A 16,004-nucleotide genomic window follows, 5' to 3' on the forward strand; every position below is an offset into this window, starting at 1 on the left:
ACGGGCCCGCACGGCGATCCCACCGGATCCGGTACCCACCGGGTCCGGTTTCTCGTACCAGGGGGTGGACGGGGGCTCCGCGGGGCGGGCGCGGCGGCATGGGTGCGGCCCGGTCGCCCCCGCGGATGCGAAGGCCCGGCGGTGGCCCGGAACCCGCTGGACGGGGTGTCCAGCAGGTGGGCCACCGCCGGGCCTTCGCGGCACGGCGACGGGATGGCTCAGCGCATCGGGTCGGGGGTCAGCCGGCGAGGCGTGCGTCGGCCGGCGGGCTCGTCATGTGCAGGGACGGCAGGTTCCGGCGGCGTACCAGGAACTCCGCCACCACGATGTTGGGTATCCAGCACAGGTAGGGGAGCGGCCCGTAGGCCTGGTCGAAGATGTCCGTGAACTCGCGGCCGTCGGAGAACGGCAGCTGCACCATGATCAGGACGCCCAGCCACAGCCTGAGGGTGACCGCGGCGTAGGTGAGGGCGAAGTTGCGGATCATCCACGCCTCGTGCTCGCGGAACCGCCGCGCACGCGCGGCCTTGTAGCCCCGCAGCGCCGTCCAGCCCCAGAGGACCGCCAGGGCCGCGAAGCCGAAGAATCCGCTGATGCCGACGGAGTTGAACATCGACATGACGAACGCCGCCGCCGAGCCGAGGGCGAGCGTGACCATGTAGACCCGCCCGTTCCACCGGTGAAGGCGCCAGTGCCGGGTGCGCAGCCGCTTCGAGAACTGCCAGGGACCCAGGGCCAGAGCGAGCCCCGCGGCGACGATGTGCACGTAGAAGGCCACCTGGACCGGCCAGCTCCGGTCCGCGTACGTGGTGGCGAGACCGACGTTGCGCTGGGCGAGTTCGTCGAGCGTGCCCTCGCCGTACTGGCCGACGAAATAGCCGGCGATGGCGAGGGAGGACAGCATCACCCACGTCCAGCTCCACCTGCGACGCGGCGTCGTGTGGTGAGCGGGTCTCGTGGAGACGGTGTTGGTCATGGGACGTTCCGTTCGGGTCTCGGATGTCAGGGGTGCAGGGCGGACCGCATGACGGAGGCCGGCGTCGGAGGCCGGGCGGAACGTGAACGCACTCCACTGCCTGCCGACCGCAGGCGAGGCCCCCGAATGACCGTGTTCCGGCTGGTCCACGGCTCTGCCCCGCCAGCCTTCACCGTGGAACGGGGACGTTCCATGGCGCGAAACCACAGTCGACGGGCCGCGCACAGGGGGTCTGTTACACCGGGGTGTCGGCGGTGTCGGCGGTGTCGAGAGCGTCGACGGCGGCGATCCGTGGGGCGCCTGCCGGTGGTGCCTCCATTGGGTGCTTCCGGGTGGTTCCTCGGGGTGGGCCGGGGGCGTCTCCGAGGCGGGCCGGGTCGGATTGACGCCACTTGGCGCTCCTCCTTACTATCCTTCCGACATGTCAGTTCCGTAGTATCGAGCTGCTGCCGAATGGGAGTGTGGGCGGTGACTGTGGTGAGTGAGGTCGAGACGGGTGTGCAAGCCTGCTCGACGCCGGACGTGCCCGGGATGCAGGACTCCGGAGCCGCTTGGGTCGATCGGATCTCCGACGTGATCACCTGCGAGATCACGGAGGATGCGTTCCCGGCCAGACGGGGCAGCGTTCCGTTCCACAACGGGCTGCGGCGATTCGTCCGGACGAACGTGCTGACCGTGGCCCGGGCCCACAACGCGGGGACCCCGCCCGGAAAGGAAGCGGACCGATCCGTCCGCGAGTTCGGGGCCTGGGTCGCCGAGCAGGGCTTTCCGGCGACCTCCATACGGAGCGCGTACTGGGCCGGAACGCGCCAGCTCATCGGCAGGTGGGGCGAGATGGGCTGGCCGGGGCTCGTCACCGGCCGGTGCCCCGGCGACGGGCGACCGGGCGTCTCCGGCGAGGCCGTCTCCCAGGTGGCCGCCCTCGCCTTCGAGTTCGCCGAGCGCGCCATGCGCGTGTCGACCCGCGCCCACCAGGAGGCGACGGCCGAACTCGGCCTCGACGGAGACCTGCGGCGCCGCGCCGTGGTCGGCACGATCCTCGCGGCCCCGGACGCCGCGGCCGGCGCCCCCGCCGACCCGGCGTGGGACGCCCTGCTGGGCTACCGGCTCGGCGGCACCCACGTCGGCGTGCTCCTTGAGGCCACCCACCGTGCGCAGGTCGATGCGGTCCTGCGGCAGGCCCAGTCCCTCACCGGCGCGCGCGAGCGGCTGCTGCTGCCGCCCGACACCAGCCAGTGGACCGCGTGGCTGGGGTACCGCAAGGCGCCGCCGGCGGGAACGCTCGACGCCCTGTGCGCGGCGCTGCGTGATTCGGGGCTGCGCGCGGCGGTCGGCAGGCCTCATCAGGGCGTCGCGGGCTTCCGCATGACCCACCGCGAGGCCCTGCGTGCGGCGGGGGTGCGCGGCAAGCTGGCCGCGGCACCGATGTGCATCTCCTTCGGTGATGTCTCGCTTGAGGACCTGCTCCTGCACGACCCGTCCCTGGTCGCCGCGTTCGTCAACGACGAGCTGGGGCCCCTCGCGGACGGTACGGACAGGGCGGCACGCATGCGCGAGACCCTCTCCGTCTGGCTGTCCTGCGGAACGCACACGGCCACCGCGACCAGGCTCGGAATCCACGAGAACACGGTGCGGCTGCGGCTGAACTCCGTGGCCGAGGCGCTGGGTCCCCGCTACCTCGAACGGAAGACGGAACTCCTCGTGGCCCTCCGGCTCTCCGACGCCCTCGCCATCTCCGGGTCGTGAGGCGGGCCCCCGGTGCCGCACGTGTGGCCGTCGATGTCGCCGTCGAAGGTCGAGACTATATGGTCGACATGTCGAATGTGTAATATCCTGGAAGGTATGAGTCTTCGGTATGCGCTGATGGGTCTGCTCGCGGACCGCCCTGCCAGCGGCTACGACCTGTTGAAACGCTTCGGCCGCTCACTCGACAACGTCTGGACCGCCTCGCAGAGCCAGGTCTACGGCGAGCTGCGCCACCTCGCGGACTCGGGCGCGATCGAGGTCGTCTCGGAGGGCCCCCGAGGCCGCAAGGAGTACGCCCTCACCCCGCGGGGGCAGGCCGAGCTGCGCGAGTGGGTCGCCCACACCGAAGGCGGGCACTCCCCGCGCAACGCCATGCTCCTGCAGGTCTTCTTCCTCGGCCTGCTCGCCCGGGACGAGGCGGCCGAACGCCTCGCCCGCAAGGCCGAGGAGGCCGCGGAGCAGCATGCGGCGCTCGTCGTGCTCCAGGAGTCGCTCGACTGGGGCGACGGCGAGAACCTGATCGACCTCGGCGGCCGGCTGGCCCTGGAGTACGGGCTGCGCCTGCGCGCCATGGAGAAGGACTGGGCCCGCTGGGCGGTCGCGCAGACCACCGGGCCCGCCGGCAGGGCGGACGGCTCCCGAGGCGCGTGCCCGCCGGATTCCACGGCAACTGGCTTCCCGACGCCTGAACGACCTTTCGGCGAAGGCACGCCGCGGACGAGAGACCCCTTCGGGTGACGTGCACGGAGGAGATTTCGTGAGTGACATGTAAGGTGCTTACATGTCACTCACGCAGGCACTGCTGGGTCTGCTGGCCGTGGAGCCCGCCAGCGGATACGACCTCACGAAGGAGTTCGAGCGGGACCTAGGGCGGTACGCCTGGCAGGCGGGGCACACGAGCGTCTACCCGGAACTCGTCCGCATGGCGGAGCGCGGCCTCGTGGAGGTCACGCAGGAAGGCCCGCGCGGGCGGCGGACCTACTCCGTGACGGCCGAGGGCCGCGAGGAACTGCGCAAGTGGCTGCTCGCGCCCTGGGGACAGGGGGTGGTGCGCAACGAGCAGGTCCTGCGCATGTTCCTGCTGGAGGCACTGGAGCCGGAGGAGGCGGCCACCGCGCTGCGCGGTGTCGTCGAGTACGCCGAGCGGGGAGCCAACGCGCTGCGCGCCCACCGCGAACACCGGGAGGTGGAGCCGCCGGAGGGCCGGGACGTCCTCGGGCAGCTGGCGGCGGAGTACGGCCTGCGCCAGTTCCAGGCGATGCGCGACTGGGCCCTGTGGGCGCTCGACCACCTGAACCAGCGCCGCAAGGACTGAGGGACACGGGGGCCGGCGGACGCGCGGGCCGGCGGACGCTCACCGCTTGCGGCTGGGTGTCCCGGTGTCTCGGTGTGCCAGGTGTGCTCGGCATGCTCGGTGTCTCGGTGTGACCGATGCGACAGGTGGAAGATGGCATGTCGTATCACCGGCGTGTGCACGGTTCTGGTGCGGGAGCCGCCTACCGCCCCGCCGGAAGCCCGGCACCGCCCGCCTGGCAGGGTGGTGACGGCAGCGCAGATCCCGCGGACGGAACAGGGAACAGAGGTAGAGGTACTCGTGGTCGACCGCGTACTCATCCCGGCACTGCTGACGGTCGTCAAAGCGCTCGGGATCCTTTACTGGTTCGCGTGGCGGCGGTGGCGGCCGGAGCCCGCGCGGGACGCCTTCGTGTACCGCTGGGGAACGTACCGTCAGCCCTGTGGTGGGCCGTTCTGCGACGGTTGCGACGTGTGCCGGCCCGCCCGGACGAGGGACCGGGTGGACCTGGCGGATCAGGCGGACCGCTCGGACCACCGCACGCCCGCCGACACACCCCCGCGCGTCCACGTATAGGCCGCCGGGACCGGCCGGCATCGCGCCGCACGCACCGGCACGCACCCGCGCAGACGCGGGGATCACCGGGGCAGTTCGGCCCACACCCCGACGAGTTCGGGCAGGAACATGACCGCCTGCGCCTCGGCGACCTCACGCCGGATCCGGGCGGCGAGCGTCCCGGCGTCGGAGATCTCGTCCTCGGTCGCCCCCGCCCTCCTCACCAGCGGCAGCATGGACAGGAAGGTGTCGGCGGCGTGTTCGGGAAACCCGTCGTCGGGATCCGCGGACGCGGGAGCGGCCACGGCCATGCCGGTGACGCTGAGCCCCGCGTCCCGGAAGACCCCGGGCAGCCGGTCCCCGGTGTCCGGGGCGCGCCCGGCCGTACGGAGCGCTCTGACGATCCAGTCGCTGGTCCTGCTGGTCAGGGGAACGGGCGGCACGGTGCGGCCGCTGCTGGAGTTGATCTCCTGGAACGAGACGATCCCGCCGGGGCGCACCAGCCGGCTCAACCGCCGCACCGCCGTGACGGCGTCGTCCAGGTGGATCAGGATGAGCCGTCCGACAACGGCGTCCACGGGCCGTTCCACCGTGAGTTCGGGAACGGTTCCCAGGCGGAAGCGCACGTTGCCCAGACCGGCGTCGGCTGCGCGGTGCCGTGCCACCTCCAGTAGCCCGCCGTCGATGTCGACACCGGTCACCGAGCCCGCGGAGCCCACGCGGCGGGCCGCCTGGAGGGTCATCGCGCCGGTTCCGCAGCCGACGTCGAGGACGTGCATCCCCGGCCGGATACCGGCCAGCCCGAGCAGCCAGTCCGTGGGCTCCGCGTAGAACGCGGCCTGGCGCCGCAGCCTTCCCGTCTCGCCGGATGTACGCCCCATGGCATATGTCACCGAAGTCACCTCCGCTGCGTGGTCCTCTTTCACCGCGAGCGACGGTGGGCGGACCGGCGACCGCACCTCACTCGGCCGTGCCGCCGAGCAGGAACCGCGGGTCCAGGACCTCGAAGAACGCGCCGGCACCCTTCCCGGCGCTGGGGCCCACCTGCTGCCACGGCCAAGCCGATCGCCACCGGCCTCGGGGGGTGGACGCGGCGGCGATCGGCTCGTTCACCAGGCTAGGAAGGGGCCGGCGGAGACGGAGTGTCACCGACCGACAGGATGGCGGCCGGCGGGTGTCGGATCCGCACGGGTGCGGGGTTTCGGTGTGCCGGATGCCGGATGCCGGATGCCGGATGCCGGATGCCGGATGCCGGATGCCGGATGCCGGATGCCGGGCGCGGCGCGCGGCCGGCGGCCAGTGGGGATCGGACATCCGCCCCGCCCAACCATGTCCCCGCACGACATCGTTGGCCCCGGCAGCCGCCACGTAATCTCCGGAGGCAGGATGCCGGATCGCGTGACGCGGCCTGCGTGGCCGGGCCTTGGGCGTGCGCAGGGCACAGTGCGTCGTGCGGCGTCCGGCGTGCAGCGCGCGACATGCCGTATCGGGTCGAGTAGAGGGGAAGAGCCGTGGCCAAGCCCGCGCTGGCGGTCGTCGCCAGTGATCCGTTCACGCGGTACGGGGCGCTTTCCTATTTCGGGGCCAGCAACCTGGTGAGGCTCCTTCCGGACGACGCACGCGACGACGCCGACGTCATCGTCGTGTTCACGCAGGACGTGACGGAGGAGACGATCTCCTTCATGCGCCGGATGGACGGGCGCGCCACCAATCCCGACATGGGCATCGTGCTCGTCGGGAATCCCATCGGCGAGGCGAAGCTGATGCGGGCCGTCCGGTACGGGCTGATCGGGTTCGTTCCCCGGTCCCACGCGAACCTGGACCAGGTGCTGCGGGCCGTGCTCGGCATCCAGGAGGGCCGCTCCCAGCTTCCCGCCGCACTGGTCAGATCCCTGCTCGACCAGGTGAGGAGCCTCCAGAAGGACGTCCTGGAGCCGAACGGCCTGGACGCCGCCGGGTTCAAGGACCGGGAGATACAGGTGCTGAAGCTCCTGGCCGAAGGGCTCGACACCGGGGAGGTGGCGCGGCGGCTGAACTACTCGCCGCGCACCATCAAGGCCATCCTCGCCTCGCTGACCGTCCGGCTGGGCCTGCGCAACCGCACCCACGCCATCGTGCACGCCCTGCGCGCCGGCGTGATCTGACAGGCGGCGGCTTCCGGACGCCAGGGCGGGGGCGTTCCGGCCAGGGGCCGCCACCCCGCATCCCGGGTTGGCGGCCCCGCGTAGCCGCCCAAGACGGTCCGCGGCCCCCCACCGGCTCACAGCGCCGGGGTGAGCCCGTACGTCCAGTTGTGGCCCAACTCGCTCTCGCGCTCGCCGTGTGCCGAGGTGGCGTCCAGGCGCTCGATCTCGTCCGCCGTCAGGGAGAGGCCGGCCGCGCCGGCGTTCTCCTCCAGCCGCTCGACGCGCATCGTGCCCGGGATGGGCACCACGCCGGGAGCCTTGGCGAGCAGCCACGCCAGGGCGACCTGCCCCGGAGCCGCGCCGTGTGCCGCGGCGATCTCGCGGACGAGTTCGACGGCGGCGAGATTGGCGTCGAAGGCCTCCTGTGAGAAGCGCGGCATGCGGCGCCGGTAGTCGTTCTCCGGCAGGTCCTCACGCGAGGTGATCTTCCCGGTGAGCATGCCGCGCCCCAGCGGGCTGTAGGGCACGACGGAGATGCCCAGCTCCTGGCAGAGCGGGAAGACCTCCCGCTCGATGTCGCGGCTCCACAGCGACCATTCGGTCTGCACCGCGGCGATGGGGTGGACGGCGTGGGCGCGGCGGATGGTGTCGGCGGCGGCCTCGCTGAGTCCGAGGTGGCGTACCTTGCCCTCCGCGACCAGCTCCGCCATGGCGCCCACCGTCTCCTCGATGGGCACGTCGGGGTCGACGCGGTGCTGGTAGTAGAGGTCGACGTGGTCCGTGCCGAGCCGGCTCAGGGACCGCTCGACGCGCTCGCGCACGTACTCCGGCCGGCCGTTGACGATGGGCGGTCCTTCGGGGCCGATGCCGCGGACGATCCCGAACTTGGTCGCGAGGACGACCTGGTCGCGGCGGCTCGCCAGGGCCTTGCCGATGATCTCCTCGCTGGGGCCGTAGGCGTCGGCCGTGTCGATGAGCGTGACCCCGAGGTCCAGGGCACGGTCGAGCAGCTCGTGGGCACCGCCGGACACGTCCTCTTCTGTCTGGCCGTACGGGCGGGCGAAGCCCATGGCGCCGTAGCCGATGGCGCCGACGACCGGCCCGTTCGTGCCGAGGGTGCGGGTGGGGATGGACATGCGAAACCTCACGGGAACTAGTGCGTCACCAGGACGGCGGGACGTATGTCCTCACCTGTGGACAGAGTAAGTCCACGGGTGAGGACATGCAAGCTCGGCAGACGTCCGAGGACTCCGTACCCTGGTGCCATGCACGAGGAAGACCAGGTCCTGCCGACCACCGCCCGACGCAGGGACGCCTCCGCGACGCGGGCGGCGATCCTCCAGGCCGCCCGGCGGCTCTTCGTCGAGCACGGATACGACGGCGCGGGCGTGCGCGAGATCGCTCGGGAGGCCGGGGTCGACCCCCGGCTCATCGGCCGCTACTTCGGGTCCAAGGAGAAGCTGTTCGCCGAAGTGGTCGACCTGGCGTACGAGAAGTCGCTGATGATGACGCCCGAGCTGAACGCGGAGGCGGCGCGGGCGCTGCTGACCGGCTCGGACCAGGCCGCCATGGAGGGGCTGCTGCTGACCCTGCGCTCCGCCGCGAACCCCAAGGCGGCGGAGATCATGCGGGACAGCATCGAAGGCAACTACCAGCACCGCCTCGCCGGCGCGCTGCCCGGCGAGCGCACCGGAGACCGCGCCGCGCTCCTGGTCGCCCTCTGCTCCGGCGTCCTGCTCACGCGCCTGGTCCTGGGCAATTCGCGGCTCAACCGGCCGGAGACCGAGGACCTGATCCCCCTCCTCCACAAGGCCCTCGACGCCGTCGCGGACGCGCCGGGGGTGCCCGGGGCGCCCGCGGACGAGGAGTAGCCCCGTCCGCGTGGCCGGCGGTCCCTGACAAGCCGCCCCTGACAAGCCGCCCCTGACGGGCCGCCCCTGACAAGCCGCCCCTGACGGGCCGCCCCTGACGGGCCGCCCCTGGCGAGCCGGCCCCGTCGAGGCGGCCCCGGGCCCCTCCATGCCGTCGCGCCGGCGCCCCGGCCTGGCGGGGTTCAGCCGGCGTCGGCGAGCATCTGCTCCGAGAGTGCCCACAGCCGCTGCGCGCCCGCCGGGTCGACGGCGTAGCGGGCCACGCCCTGGAGGGGAGCGCCGCGGCGGTCCAGGACCTCGGCCTCGTTGCAGTCCGCGAAGTAGCGCCCGCCGATGCCCTTCAGCAGGGGCGAGGTGGCTGCGAAGACGGACGTGGCAGCGCCCTGCTCGACGGTCTTGATGAGCTCCGGCGGTACGCGGCCGCTGCCGCCCTCGATGTGGCGCTGGAGGTTGGTGTGGATGGCGCCGGGCATCACGGCGTTGGCCGTGATGTTCTCGTCGGCCCAGCGGCGGGTGGCCTCCACGGCGAACAGGACGTTGGCCGTCTTGGACTGGCCGTAGGCGAGCCAGCGGTCGTAGCCGCGGAAGGCGAAGTGGATGTCGTCCCACACGATCGGGGACAGCTGGTGGCCGCTGGAGCTGACGACGACGACACGGGCGCCCTCGGCGGCGAGCGCACCGTGCAGGCCGGTGGCGAGGGCGAAGTGGCCCAGGTGGTTGGTGGCGAACTGCCACTCCCAGCCCTGATCGGTGTACCGCTCGGGGCTCGCCATGACGCCCGCGTTGGCGACCAGCATGTGCAGCGGACCCCGCCAGGCCCCCGTGAGACCGGCGACGGACGCCGGGTCGGCGAGGTCGAGGCGGGCCACGAGCAGGTCGCGGTTTCCGGTCGCTTCCGCGATGTCTCTGGCCACCCGCTCGCCGGCCGCCGTGTCCCGGACGGCCAGGGTGACCCCGGCCCCGGCCTCGGCCAGGGCCCGGGCCGTCTCGGCGCCGAGACCGGACGACGCGCCGGTGACGAGCGCGCGGCGGCCGGCGAGGTCGATTCCGTGCGCGACTTCGGATGCCGTGCTGGAGAAGCCGTAGGGCGTGGTGATGGCGGTCATGCGGGGACTCCCTCGTGGGGCAGGGGTGACACGGCCCTCGCGCGGCCCTCGTCACGACGGTGACGAGGGCCGCGCGAGGGCCTTCGTGATGTCAACGGTAGGAAGCCCCCACATATGAGTCCAACGAGAATCACACATACGTGGTATGCATAAACGTCATGGACTTCGCCGATGTCTCGCTGACCGCGCTCCGGGTGTTCCGCGCCGTGGCCGAGCAGGGGACCTTCACCGCCGCCGCGGCGGCCCTGGGATACACGCAGTCGGCGGTGTCCCGGCAGATCGCCTCGCTGGAGCGGACCGCGGGCACGAAACTGCTGGAGCGCCGGCGTGAGGGTGTCCGGCTGACCGCGGCGGGACGCGTCGTCATGCGCCACGCGGCGGTCGTGCTGGACGAGATCGACACGACCGCCCGCGAGCTGTCCGGCCTGCCCGCACCGGGCGGCACCGTGCGCCTCGGCTGGCTGCCCACCGCCGGCACGACCATCGTGCCGCACGCCCTCGCCGAGCTGCGGCGGGACGATCCGAACATCCACGTCATCAGCCGCGAGGGCGGTACCAACACGCTGGCGCGCGCCCTGCGGTCGGGCAGCATCGACCTCGCCCTGCTGTCGTCGGCGCCGCCCTTTCGCGCACCGGACAGCGAGTCCCCGCCCCTGGTCCTCCAGACGCTCACGGAGCGCGCCCTGTGCCTGGCCGTGCCTCAGGCGCACCCGCTGGCCCGCGGGGACTTCGTCGACGTGGCCGACCTGTACGGACAGCAGTGGATCGCAGGTCCGCCCTCCGCCGCCGACCTGGTGATGGGGGTGTGGCCGGGCCTGGACGAGCGGCCCGAGGTCGTCCACACGGCCCGGGACTGGCTGGCCAAACTGCATCTCGTGGCCGCGGGCTGCGGCCTGACGACCGTGCCCTCGGCACTGACCCCCGCGGCGCCGCCCGGCGTGCGCATCCTGACCGTGCGCGGCGGGCCGCAGGAGCAGCGGCGCCTGCTGCTGGCCCGGCTGCCCGGGCCGCCGGCCGAAGCCGTCGTACGCGTCGGGAACGCGCTGAGGACCGCGGCCCTCGCCACCACCGCCCCGGAGGCATGACGGTCTCCCCGTGACGTGCGTCACGCGCGCCCCCGCCGGACGTGCCCGGCACGCCCCGCTCGCCGGCACGGGCGCTCGTATCCCGCCCGCCACCTGCTGTTCTCGCATCGACAGGCGTGCGGCACGTTCGCGCCGATTCTGTGGTGGCCCTGGGGTCATTGAACTATTGGCGGGCCCGGAACCGTTGCCATGAGCGTCAGACCGGTCAGTGAGCCCGGCCCGAACGCTCAAGAACGAGAAGGAACATGGACAAGGCCAGTACCAGTGAGAACTACACCGTTACGGTCGTGGAGCGGCTGAAGGCGAGAGGCAGCCACGACGCCATCATCATGGGGGACCAGCGGATCAGCGGCGCCGAGGCCGCGGACACCGTCCTGAACTTCGCCGCGGCCCTGCGGGACGCGGGGGTGCGCGACGGCGACGGAGTGGCGCTCTTCGTCCGGAACTCCCCGGAAGCGCTGCTGCTGCAACTGGCCGTCCACTACGCGGGCTGCCGGCTGGTCTTCGTACCCCCCGAGCCCGGCAACGGCGAGCTCGAAGCGCTGGTCCGGCGCGCCCATGTGAACGTGTTCCTGTTCGACCCGGACTTCGAGGAGCGGACGGGGCGGATCATCGACAACGTCGACATCCCGCACGTCTTCGGCATAGGCCCGTCCTCCATAGCCCCCGACTTCCTCGTGGCGGCCTCCGACCGTGCCGCCCTCCCGATGCGCGAGGCCGCCGACGGCCGCCACATCGCGACCCTCCTCTACACCGGCGGCACCACCGGACTGCCCAAGCTGGTCGTGCACCGCGGCAGTTACTACGACGCCTTCCTGCGCATGTCGGCCATGTTCGCGGACGACCCGTCCGCCGACCCCGCGATGCTGATAGCCACGTTGATCACCCATACCAGTGGCCACGGGGCCTTCCTGGTGGGCGCCCTGACCGACCACCGCATCGTGCTGCTGAGGACGTTCGAGGCCGGCGCCGCCCTGGCCGCGATGGACGACGAGCGCGTCACCAGGATGATGGTGGTGACGCCCATGATGTACGAGCTGCTGGACCACCCCGAGTGCCGCCCGGGCCGTTTCCCCGCGCTGAAGACGCTCCTCTACGCCGGTGCAGCGGCGTCCCCCGCCCGCCTCCGGCAGGCGGTCGAACGCTTCGGACCCGTCCTGCACCAGCTCTACGGGGCCACCGAGAACGGCGTCGTCACCCAGCTGACCCCCGAGGAACACGACCTCGACCGGCCCGGGTCCCTGTCCGGCTGCGGGCGTCCGGGACCCGGAATCGAAGTGGAGCTGCGGGACGAGGAGGGCAAGCCGGTACCGGTGGGACAGGTCGGCGAGCTGTACGTGCGCAGCGGCACGGTCATGCAGGGCTACTGGAACGACCCGGAGCGCACCGCCGAGGTGCTGGACGGCGACGGCTGGTTCCGCAGCGGCGACATCGCCCGCCAGGACGAGGAGGGGTACCTGTACCTGGTCGACCGGGTACGGGACATCATCGTGACGGGCCGGACGGCCGACAACGTCTACTCCCGCCTCCTCGACGACTTCCTCACCGCACACCCCGCCATCAGGCACGCAGCCACCATCGGCCTGCCCGGCGACGACGACACGGAGACGGTGCACGTCGTCCTGGTGCCGCAGGACCCGGCCAACACCCCGGACCTGCCCGAGCTGACCCGCCAGATCGTCGAGGCGCTCGGCGACCTCTACGCACCCGCCTCCTACTCGATCGGCGAGTCCCTGCCCCGGACCACCGTCGGCAAGGTCGACAAGAAGGCCCTCCGCGCGGCCCTGCGGGCGGCCGGCGGGTCGCGGGCGCGGGACCAGGTGGCCTCCGCGTAGGTACGCCGGAGACCGCCCGTGGTCTGCGTGCCGTCCACCCCCGCGCCGGGGTGGACGGCACGCCGGGAGTGGACGGCAACCGTCGAGGTCTCCGGTCAGTCCGTGACCGGAGTCGGGCGTGGTGTCCGGTGGGTTCGTGACCGGAGTCGGGCGTGGTGTCCGGTGGGTTCGTGACCGGAGTCAGGCGTGGGGTGCGGTCGGTTCGTGCCGGGACTCAGTCGTCACGTGCGGTCAGTCCGCGACCGGACTCGGTCGTCACGTGCGGTCGGCTCGTGACGTGTGTCAGTCGCCGAGCCGGTCGAGCTGGCGGATCTTGTTGGTCGCGTCCAGGGCGGCCACCTTGTAGGACTCCGCGAGCGTCGGGTAGTTGAACACCGCGTTGACCAGGTAGTCGACGGTGCCGCCCAGGCCCATCACGGTCTGGCCGATGTGGATCAGCTCGGTGGCCCCGGTGCCGAAGCAGTGCACGCCGAGCAGCTTGCGGTCGTCCGGCGAGACCAGCAGCTTGAGCATGCCGTGCGAGTCGCCGACTATCTGGCCCCGGGCCAGCTCGCGGTAGCGGGCGATGCCCACCTCGAACGGCACGCTGTCCTCGGTGAGCTGGTCCTCGGTCCGCCCGGCGAAGCTGATCTCCGGGATGGTGTAGATGCCGATGGGCTGGAGGCTGAGCATCTGGTCCACCGGCTCGCCGCAGGCGTGGTACGCCGCCGCACGGCCCTGCTCCATCGAGGTCGCGGCCAGCGCCGGGAAGCCGATGACGTCGCCGACGGCGTAGATGTGCGGCACCTGGGTGCGGTAGTGCTCGTCGACCGCGATCCGGCCGCGCCTGTCCGCCGACAGGCCCGCCTTGCCGAGGTCGAGGTCGTCGGTGAGGCCCTGCCGGCCCGCCGAGTACATCACGGCGTCCGCGGGGATCTTCTTGCCGCTCTCCAGGACGGTGAGGGTGCCGCGGGCGTGGCGTTCGACCGCGCTCACCGTCTCCCCGAAGCGGAAGGTGACGGCCAGGTCGCGCAGGTGGTACCTGAGTGCCTCGACCACCTCGACGTCGCACATGTCGAGCATCCCGGGCCGCTTGTCCACCACCGTGATCTTGCTGCCGAGGGCGGCGAACATGGAGGCGTACTCCATCCCGATCACCCCGGCCCCGACGATGACCATGGAGCGCGGGACCCGCTCCAGGTTGAGGACGTTGTCCGAGTCCATGATCGTCCGGCCGTCGAACTCGACGCTCTCGGGCCGGGCGGGCCGGGTGCCCGTGGCGATGATGATGTGCTCGGCGCTCAGCAGCCGCTCCTCGCCGCCCTCCTCGCCCAGCGCGACGGTGTGGTCGTCCACGAAGCGGCCGGTGCCGGTGAACAGGGCGACCTGGTTGCGGGCGAACTGGCTGCGGACGACGTCGACCTCGCGGCTGACCACGTGATCCGTCCGGGCCGCCAGGTCGCCTACGGTGATGTCCTCCTTGAGGCGGTAGCTCTGGCCGTACAGATCGCGCTGGTTGAGGCCGGTGAGGTACAGCACCGCCTCGCGGAGGGTCTTGGACGGGATGGTTCCGGTGTGGATGGAGACCCCGCCGACCATGTGGGGGCGGTCGATGACGCCGACCCGGCGGCCGAGCTTGGCCGCGGCGATCGCTGCCTTCTGGCCGCCCGGGCCGGATCCGATGACGAGCAAGTCGAAGTCGGGCACGCGCTGAGTGTGTCAGCTCGAAGCCCTCCCTCGGAAGGGTGAACAGATGGCCCGCGGGGAAGGGGGAGGCCGCCAGCGGTGGGCGGGCGTCCGCGAACCCGTCTCGGCGAGCCCGCCGGAGGGCACGACCGACCCGCTGTCCCCATTGCAGTGATCATGAGAAGGAGGCGACGCTGCCCAACCGGATCGCGCACGCCTTCGTCACGCGGTCGGAGACCGACGCCGTCAACAACGCACTCATCGCCCTCCTGCGCGGCACCGCGTCCGACGAACGGGCCCCGCCACCTCCTGGTCGCGTTGCAGGCGCAGGGTGCCTGTCGCCGGCCGGGCGCCCGTCGATACGGCTTTCAACTGGACGGTTGGGTACTTCGAGCCGCGCCCCATGGCGGAGCCGTTCTGCCGGGAATGCCCAGCGCCTTCTACCTGGGTAGATGTGGAGAGCCCCAGCTCCGTGCTTGCCGTCGCCCATCAACCGTCAGGTGCTATCTATCCGGTTAGTCGGCTACGCTCCCTCGGCTATGGTGGAGGGATGATACGAGACTCGCAAGCGACCCGGCAGCGGCTGCTCGATGCCGCGGCCGAGGAATTCTCGGCATACGGGATCGCCGGGGCGCGGGTGGACCGGATCGCCGTGGCTGCGCGGAGCAACAAGGCGCAGATCTACCACTACTTCGGGAGCAAGGATCAGCTCTTCGATGCCGTGATGCACGCGATCGTGGCGAAGACGGCAGGTGAGGTCCCGATCGACGCCCAGGACCTGCCGGGGTGGGCGGGGCGGCTCTTCGACCGCTACGAGGAGAATCCGCGCATCGCACGGCTGGCCACGTGGTACCGGCTGGAGCGGGTGATCGACGACGCGCAGATCGACGTGCTCTCGGACGCGATCCACGAAGAGCTGGAGGAGATCCGCAAGGCGCAGGTCGCCGGTCTGCTGCCTGCCCGGTACCGTCCGGCGGACCTGCTGAACCTGGTGCTGCACCTCACTTTCCTGTGGGCCTTCGTCTTCCCCGAGCTCCGGGGGCATCTGCGGGGCGCGTCGCGGCCTCACCGGCGTCAGGTGCTCACCGACGCCGTCGCCGCGTTGCTGGCGGACGGCGCCGGCGCCGATGAGGCCGCGCCGGGGAGGTGATCAGCGTGATGCCGTGCCGAGCAGCGCGGCAACGGAGTCGGTGACGAGACGGCGACGCTCGATGTCGCCCCTGTCGGCCACGTACTGGAACTCGGGCGGGTGGGCCGTCCACGTCGCGGCGAGTGTGAGTACAAGGGTCAGCAGTTCGGTCGCCGTGAAACGGCCGGGCAGCAGCCCGCTGCGCTGAGCCGCCTCGATGGCCGCGACCTTGTCGAGGCTCGAGGTGATGATCGACTCGATCGGCTCGTGCCGCTCGGCACGCTCCAGCCGGTACCAGGTGGCCAGCCGGGAGATCTCCGGGTGCTGCTCGTACCCGTCATGGAGCCGGCCCGCGTACCCGGGCAGGTCGGCCGGATCCATCGGGATCATCCTCGTGGTCCGGACGACCTGAGCGTCGAAGACCGCGTCGAACAGGGCGTCCTTGCTGCCGAAGTAGTGGTAGATCTGCGCCTTGTTGGAGCAGGCGGCCCTGGCGATGCGGTCGACCCGCCCACCCGCGATTCCGTGAGCTGCGAACTCCCGCGTGGCCGCCTTGATCAGCCTCTCTCGCGTCGCCTGCGCGTTTCCTCTCATGTCGACCAGAGTACTCATCTAA

Annotated in this window: 15 protein-coding genes; 8 read left to right on the forward strand and 7 right to left on the reverse strand. The window is 71.7% G+C overall.

What is annotated here, in order from left to right:
* Window positions 1-238 precede the first annotated feature (238 nt).
* Entirely contained in the window at window positions 239-976 is a 738-nt protein-coding gene (locus Sm713_RS13210) for a DUF2306 domain-containing protein (protein WP_212909828.1), read from the reverse strand.
* Window positions 977-1,444: 468 nt separating this feature from the next.
* On the opposite strand from Sm713_RS13210, the gene Sm713_RS13215 reads away from it, so the two are divergent.
* The 3 genes from Sm713_RS13215 to Sm713_RS13225 all read left to right on the forward strand — a co-directional run bounded on the left by Sm713_RS13215 (window position 1,445) and on the right by Sm713_RS13225 (window position 4,037).
* A complete protein-coding gene (locus Sm713_RS13215) occupies window positions 1,445-2,722 on the forward strand; it encodes a CdaR family transcriptional regulator (RefSeq protein ID WP_212909829.1) in 1,278 nt (425 codons plus the stop codon).
* 96 nt (window positions 2,723-2,818) lie between these two features.
* Window positions 2,819-3,460 carry a PadR family transcriptional regulator gene (locus Sm713_RS13220; RefSeq protein ID WP_212909830.1) on the forward strand — a complete coding sequence of 214 codons (642 nt, stop codon included), beginning with the start codon at window positions 2,819-2,821 and terminating at the stop codon, window positions 3,458-3,460.
* Window positions 3,461-3,503: 43 nt separating this feature from the next.
* Window positions 3,504-4,037: a PadR family transcriptional regulator gene (locus Sm713_RS13225; protein WP_212909831.1), complete on the forward strand. Its 534-nt coding sequence runs from the start codon at window positions 3,504-3,506 to the stop codon at window positions 4,035-4,037.
* 617 nt (window positions 4,038-4,654) lie between these two features.
* Here the strand turns inward: Sm713_RS13225 and Sm713_RS13230 are convergent.
* The gene (locus Sm713_RS13230) at window positions 4,655-5,452 is read right to left on the reverse strand and encodes a class I SAM-dependent methyltransferase (RefSeq protein WP_212909832.1); all 798 of its coding nucleotides are present in this window, start codon (window positions 5,450-5,452) and stop codon (window positions 4,655-4,657) included.
* Window positions 5,453-5,531: 79 nt separating this feature from the next.
* Complete coding sequence (locus Sm713_RS13235; RefSeq protein WP_212909833.1) at window positions 5,532-5,684, reverse strand: hypothetical protein; 153 nt, start codon at window positions 5,682-5,684, stop codon at window positions 5,532-5,534.
* A gap of 398 nt (window positions 5,685-6,082) precedes the next feature.
* On the opposite strand from Sm713_RS13235, the gene Sm713_RS13240 reads away from it, so the two are divergent.
* The gene (locus tag Sm713_RS13240) at window positions 6,083-6,715 is read left to right on the forward strand and encodes a response regulator transcription factor (protein WP_212909834.1); all 633 of its coding nucleotides are present in this window, start codon (window positions 6,083-6,085) and stop codon (window positions 6,713-6,715) included.
* A 116-nt stretch (window positions 6,716-6,831) separates the two neighbouring features.
* Here Sm713_RS13240 and Sm713_RS13245 read toward each other — a convergent pair whose 3' ends face one another.
* The gene (locus Sm713_RS13245) at window positions 6,832-7,833 is read right to left on the reverse strand and encodes an aldo/keto reductase (RefSeq protein ID WP_212909835.1); all 1,002 of its coding nucleotides are present in this window, start codon (window positions 7,831-7,833) and stop codon (window positions 6,832-6,834) included.
* Between the two features lie 129 nt (window positions 7,834-7,962).
* Between Sm713_RS13245 and Sm713_RS13250 the strand changes: the two genes are divergently transcribed.
* A complete protein-coding gene (locus tag Sm713_RS13250; RefSeq protein ID WP_212909836.1) occupies window positions 7,963-8,568 on the forward strand; it encodes a TetR/AcrR family transcriptional regulator in 606 nt (201 codons plus the stop codon).
* A 182-nt stretch (window positions 8,569-8,750) separates the two neighbouring features.
* Here the strand turns inward: Sm713_RS13250 and Sm713_RS13255 are convergent, their stop codons facing one another.
* Window positions 8,751-9,674, reverse strand: coding sequence for an SDR family NAD(P)-dependent oxidoreductase (locus tag Sm713_RS13255; RefSeq protein WP_212909837.1), 924 nt, complete (start codon window positions 9,672-9,674; stop codon window positions 8,751-8,753).
* Window positions 9,675-9,832: 158 nt separating this feature from the next.
* On the opposite strand from Sm713_RS13255, the gene Sm713_RS13260 reads away from it, so the two are divergent.
* Together Sm713_RS13260 and Sm713_RS13265 are read left to right on the forward strand one after the other, a co-directional pair.
* Window positions 9,833-10,759, forward strand: a complete 927-nt coding sequence (locus Sm713_RS13260) for a LysR family transcriptional regulator (protein WP_212909838.1) — start codon at window positions 9,833-9,835, stop codon at window positions 10,757-10,759.
* Between the two features lie 245 nt (window positions 10,760-11,004).
* Window positions 11,005-12,594, forward strand: coding sequence for an AMP-binding protein (locus Sm713_RS13265; RefSeq protein WP_212909839.1), 1,590 nt, complete (start codon window positions 11,005-11,007; stop codon window positions 12,592-12,594).
* A gap of 282 nt (window positions 12,595-12,876) precedes the next feature.
* On the opposite strand, the gene sthA is transcribed toward Sm713_RS13265, so the two are convergent.
* Window positions 12,877-14,280: a Si-specific NAD(P)(+) transhydrogenase gene (sthA, locus tag Sm713_RS13270; protein WP_212909840.1), complete on the reverse strand. Its 1,404-nt coding sequence runs from the start codon at window positions 14,278-14,280 to the stop codon at window positions 12,877-12,879.
* A gap of 529 nt (window positions 14,281-14,809) precedes the next feature.
* Between sthA and Sm713_RS13275 the strand changes: the two genes are divergently transcribed.
* Complete coding sequence (locus tag Sm713_RS13275; protein ID WP_212909841.1) at window positions 14,810-15,409, forward strand: TetR family transcriptional regulator; 600 nt, start codon at window positions 14,810-14,812, stop codon at window positions 15,407-15,409.
* On the opposite strand, the gene Sm713_RS13280 is transcribed toward Sm713_RS13275, so the two are convergent.
* The gene (locus tag Sm713_RS13280; RefSeq protein ID WP_212909842.1) at window positions 15,410-15,982 is read right to left on the reverse strand and encodes a TetR family transcriptional regulator; all 573 of its coding nucleotides are present in this window, start codon (window positions 15,980-15,982) and stop codon (window positions 15,410-15,412) included. It abuts the gene before it with no gap.
* Window positions 15,983-16,004: the final 22 nt, after the last annotated feature.

The organism is Streptomyces sp. TS71-3 (genome assembly GCF_018327685.1).
Lineage (GTDB): Bacteria > Actinomycetota > Actinomycetes > Streptomycetales > Streptomycetaceae > Streptomyces.

What these genes read in the sequence shown, in the direction of transcription:
- Sm713_RS13210 (WP_212909828.1), bottom strand. Translation starts at nt 976, where the DNA reads ATGACCAACACCGTCTCCACGAGACCCGCTCACCACACGACGCCGCGT.
- Sm713_RS13255 (WP_212909837.1), bottom strand. Translation starts at nt 9,674, where the DNA reads ATGACCGCCATCACCACGCCCTACGGCTTCTCCAGCACGGCATCCGAA.
- Sm713_RS13265 (WP_212909839.1), top strand. Translation starts at nt 11,005, where the DNA reads ATGGACAAGGCCAGTACCAGTGAGAACTACACCGTTACGGTCGTGGAG.
- Sm713_RS13245 (WP_212909835.1), bottom strand. Translation starts at nt 7,833, where the DNA reads ATGTCCATCCCCACCCGCACCCTCGGCACGAACGGGCCGGTCGTCGGC.
- Sm713_RS13250 (WP_212909836.1), top strand. Translation starts at nt 7,963, where the DNA reads ATGCACGAGGAAGACCAGGTCCTGCCGACCACCGCCCGACGCAGGGAC.
- Sm713_RS13280 (WP_212909842.1), bottom strand. Translation starts at nt 15,982, where the DNA reads ATGAGAGGAAACGCGCAGGCGACGCGAGAGAGGCTGATCAAGGCGGCC.
- Sm713_RS13275 (WP_212909841.1), top strand. Translation starts at nt 14,810, where the DNA reads ATGATACGAGACTCGCAAGCGACCCGGCAGCGGCTGCTCGATGCCGCG.
- Sm713_RS13220 (WP_212909830.1), top strand. Translation starts at nt 2,819, where the DNA reads ATGAGTCTTCGGTATGCGCTGATGGGTCTGCTCGCGGACCGCCCTGCC.
- Sm713_RS13225 (WP_212909831.1), top strand. Translation starts at nt 3,504, where the DNA reads ATGTCACTCACGCAGGCACTGCTGGGTCTGCTGGCCGTGGAGCCCGCC.
- Sm713_RS13260 (WP_212909838.1), top strand. Translation starts at nt 9,833, where the DNA reads ATGGACTTCGCCGATGTCTCGCTGACCGCGCTCCGGGTGTTCCGCGCC.
- Sm713_RS13230 (WP_212909832.1), bottom strand. Translation starts at nt 5,452, where the DNA reads ATGGGGCGTACATCCGGCGAGACGGGAAGGCTGCGGCGCCAGGCCGCG.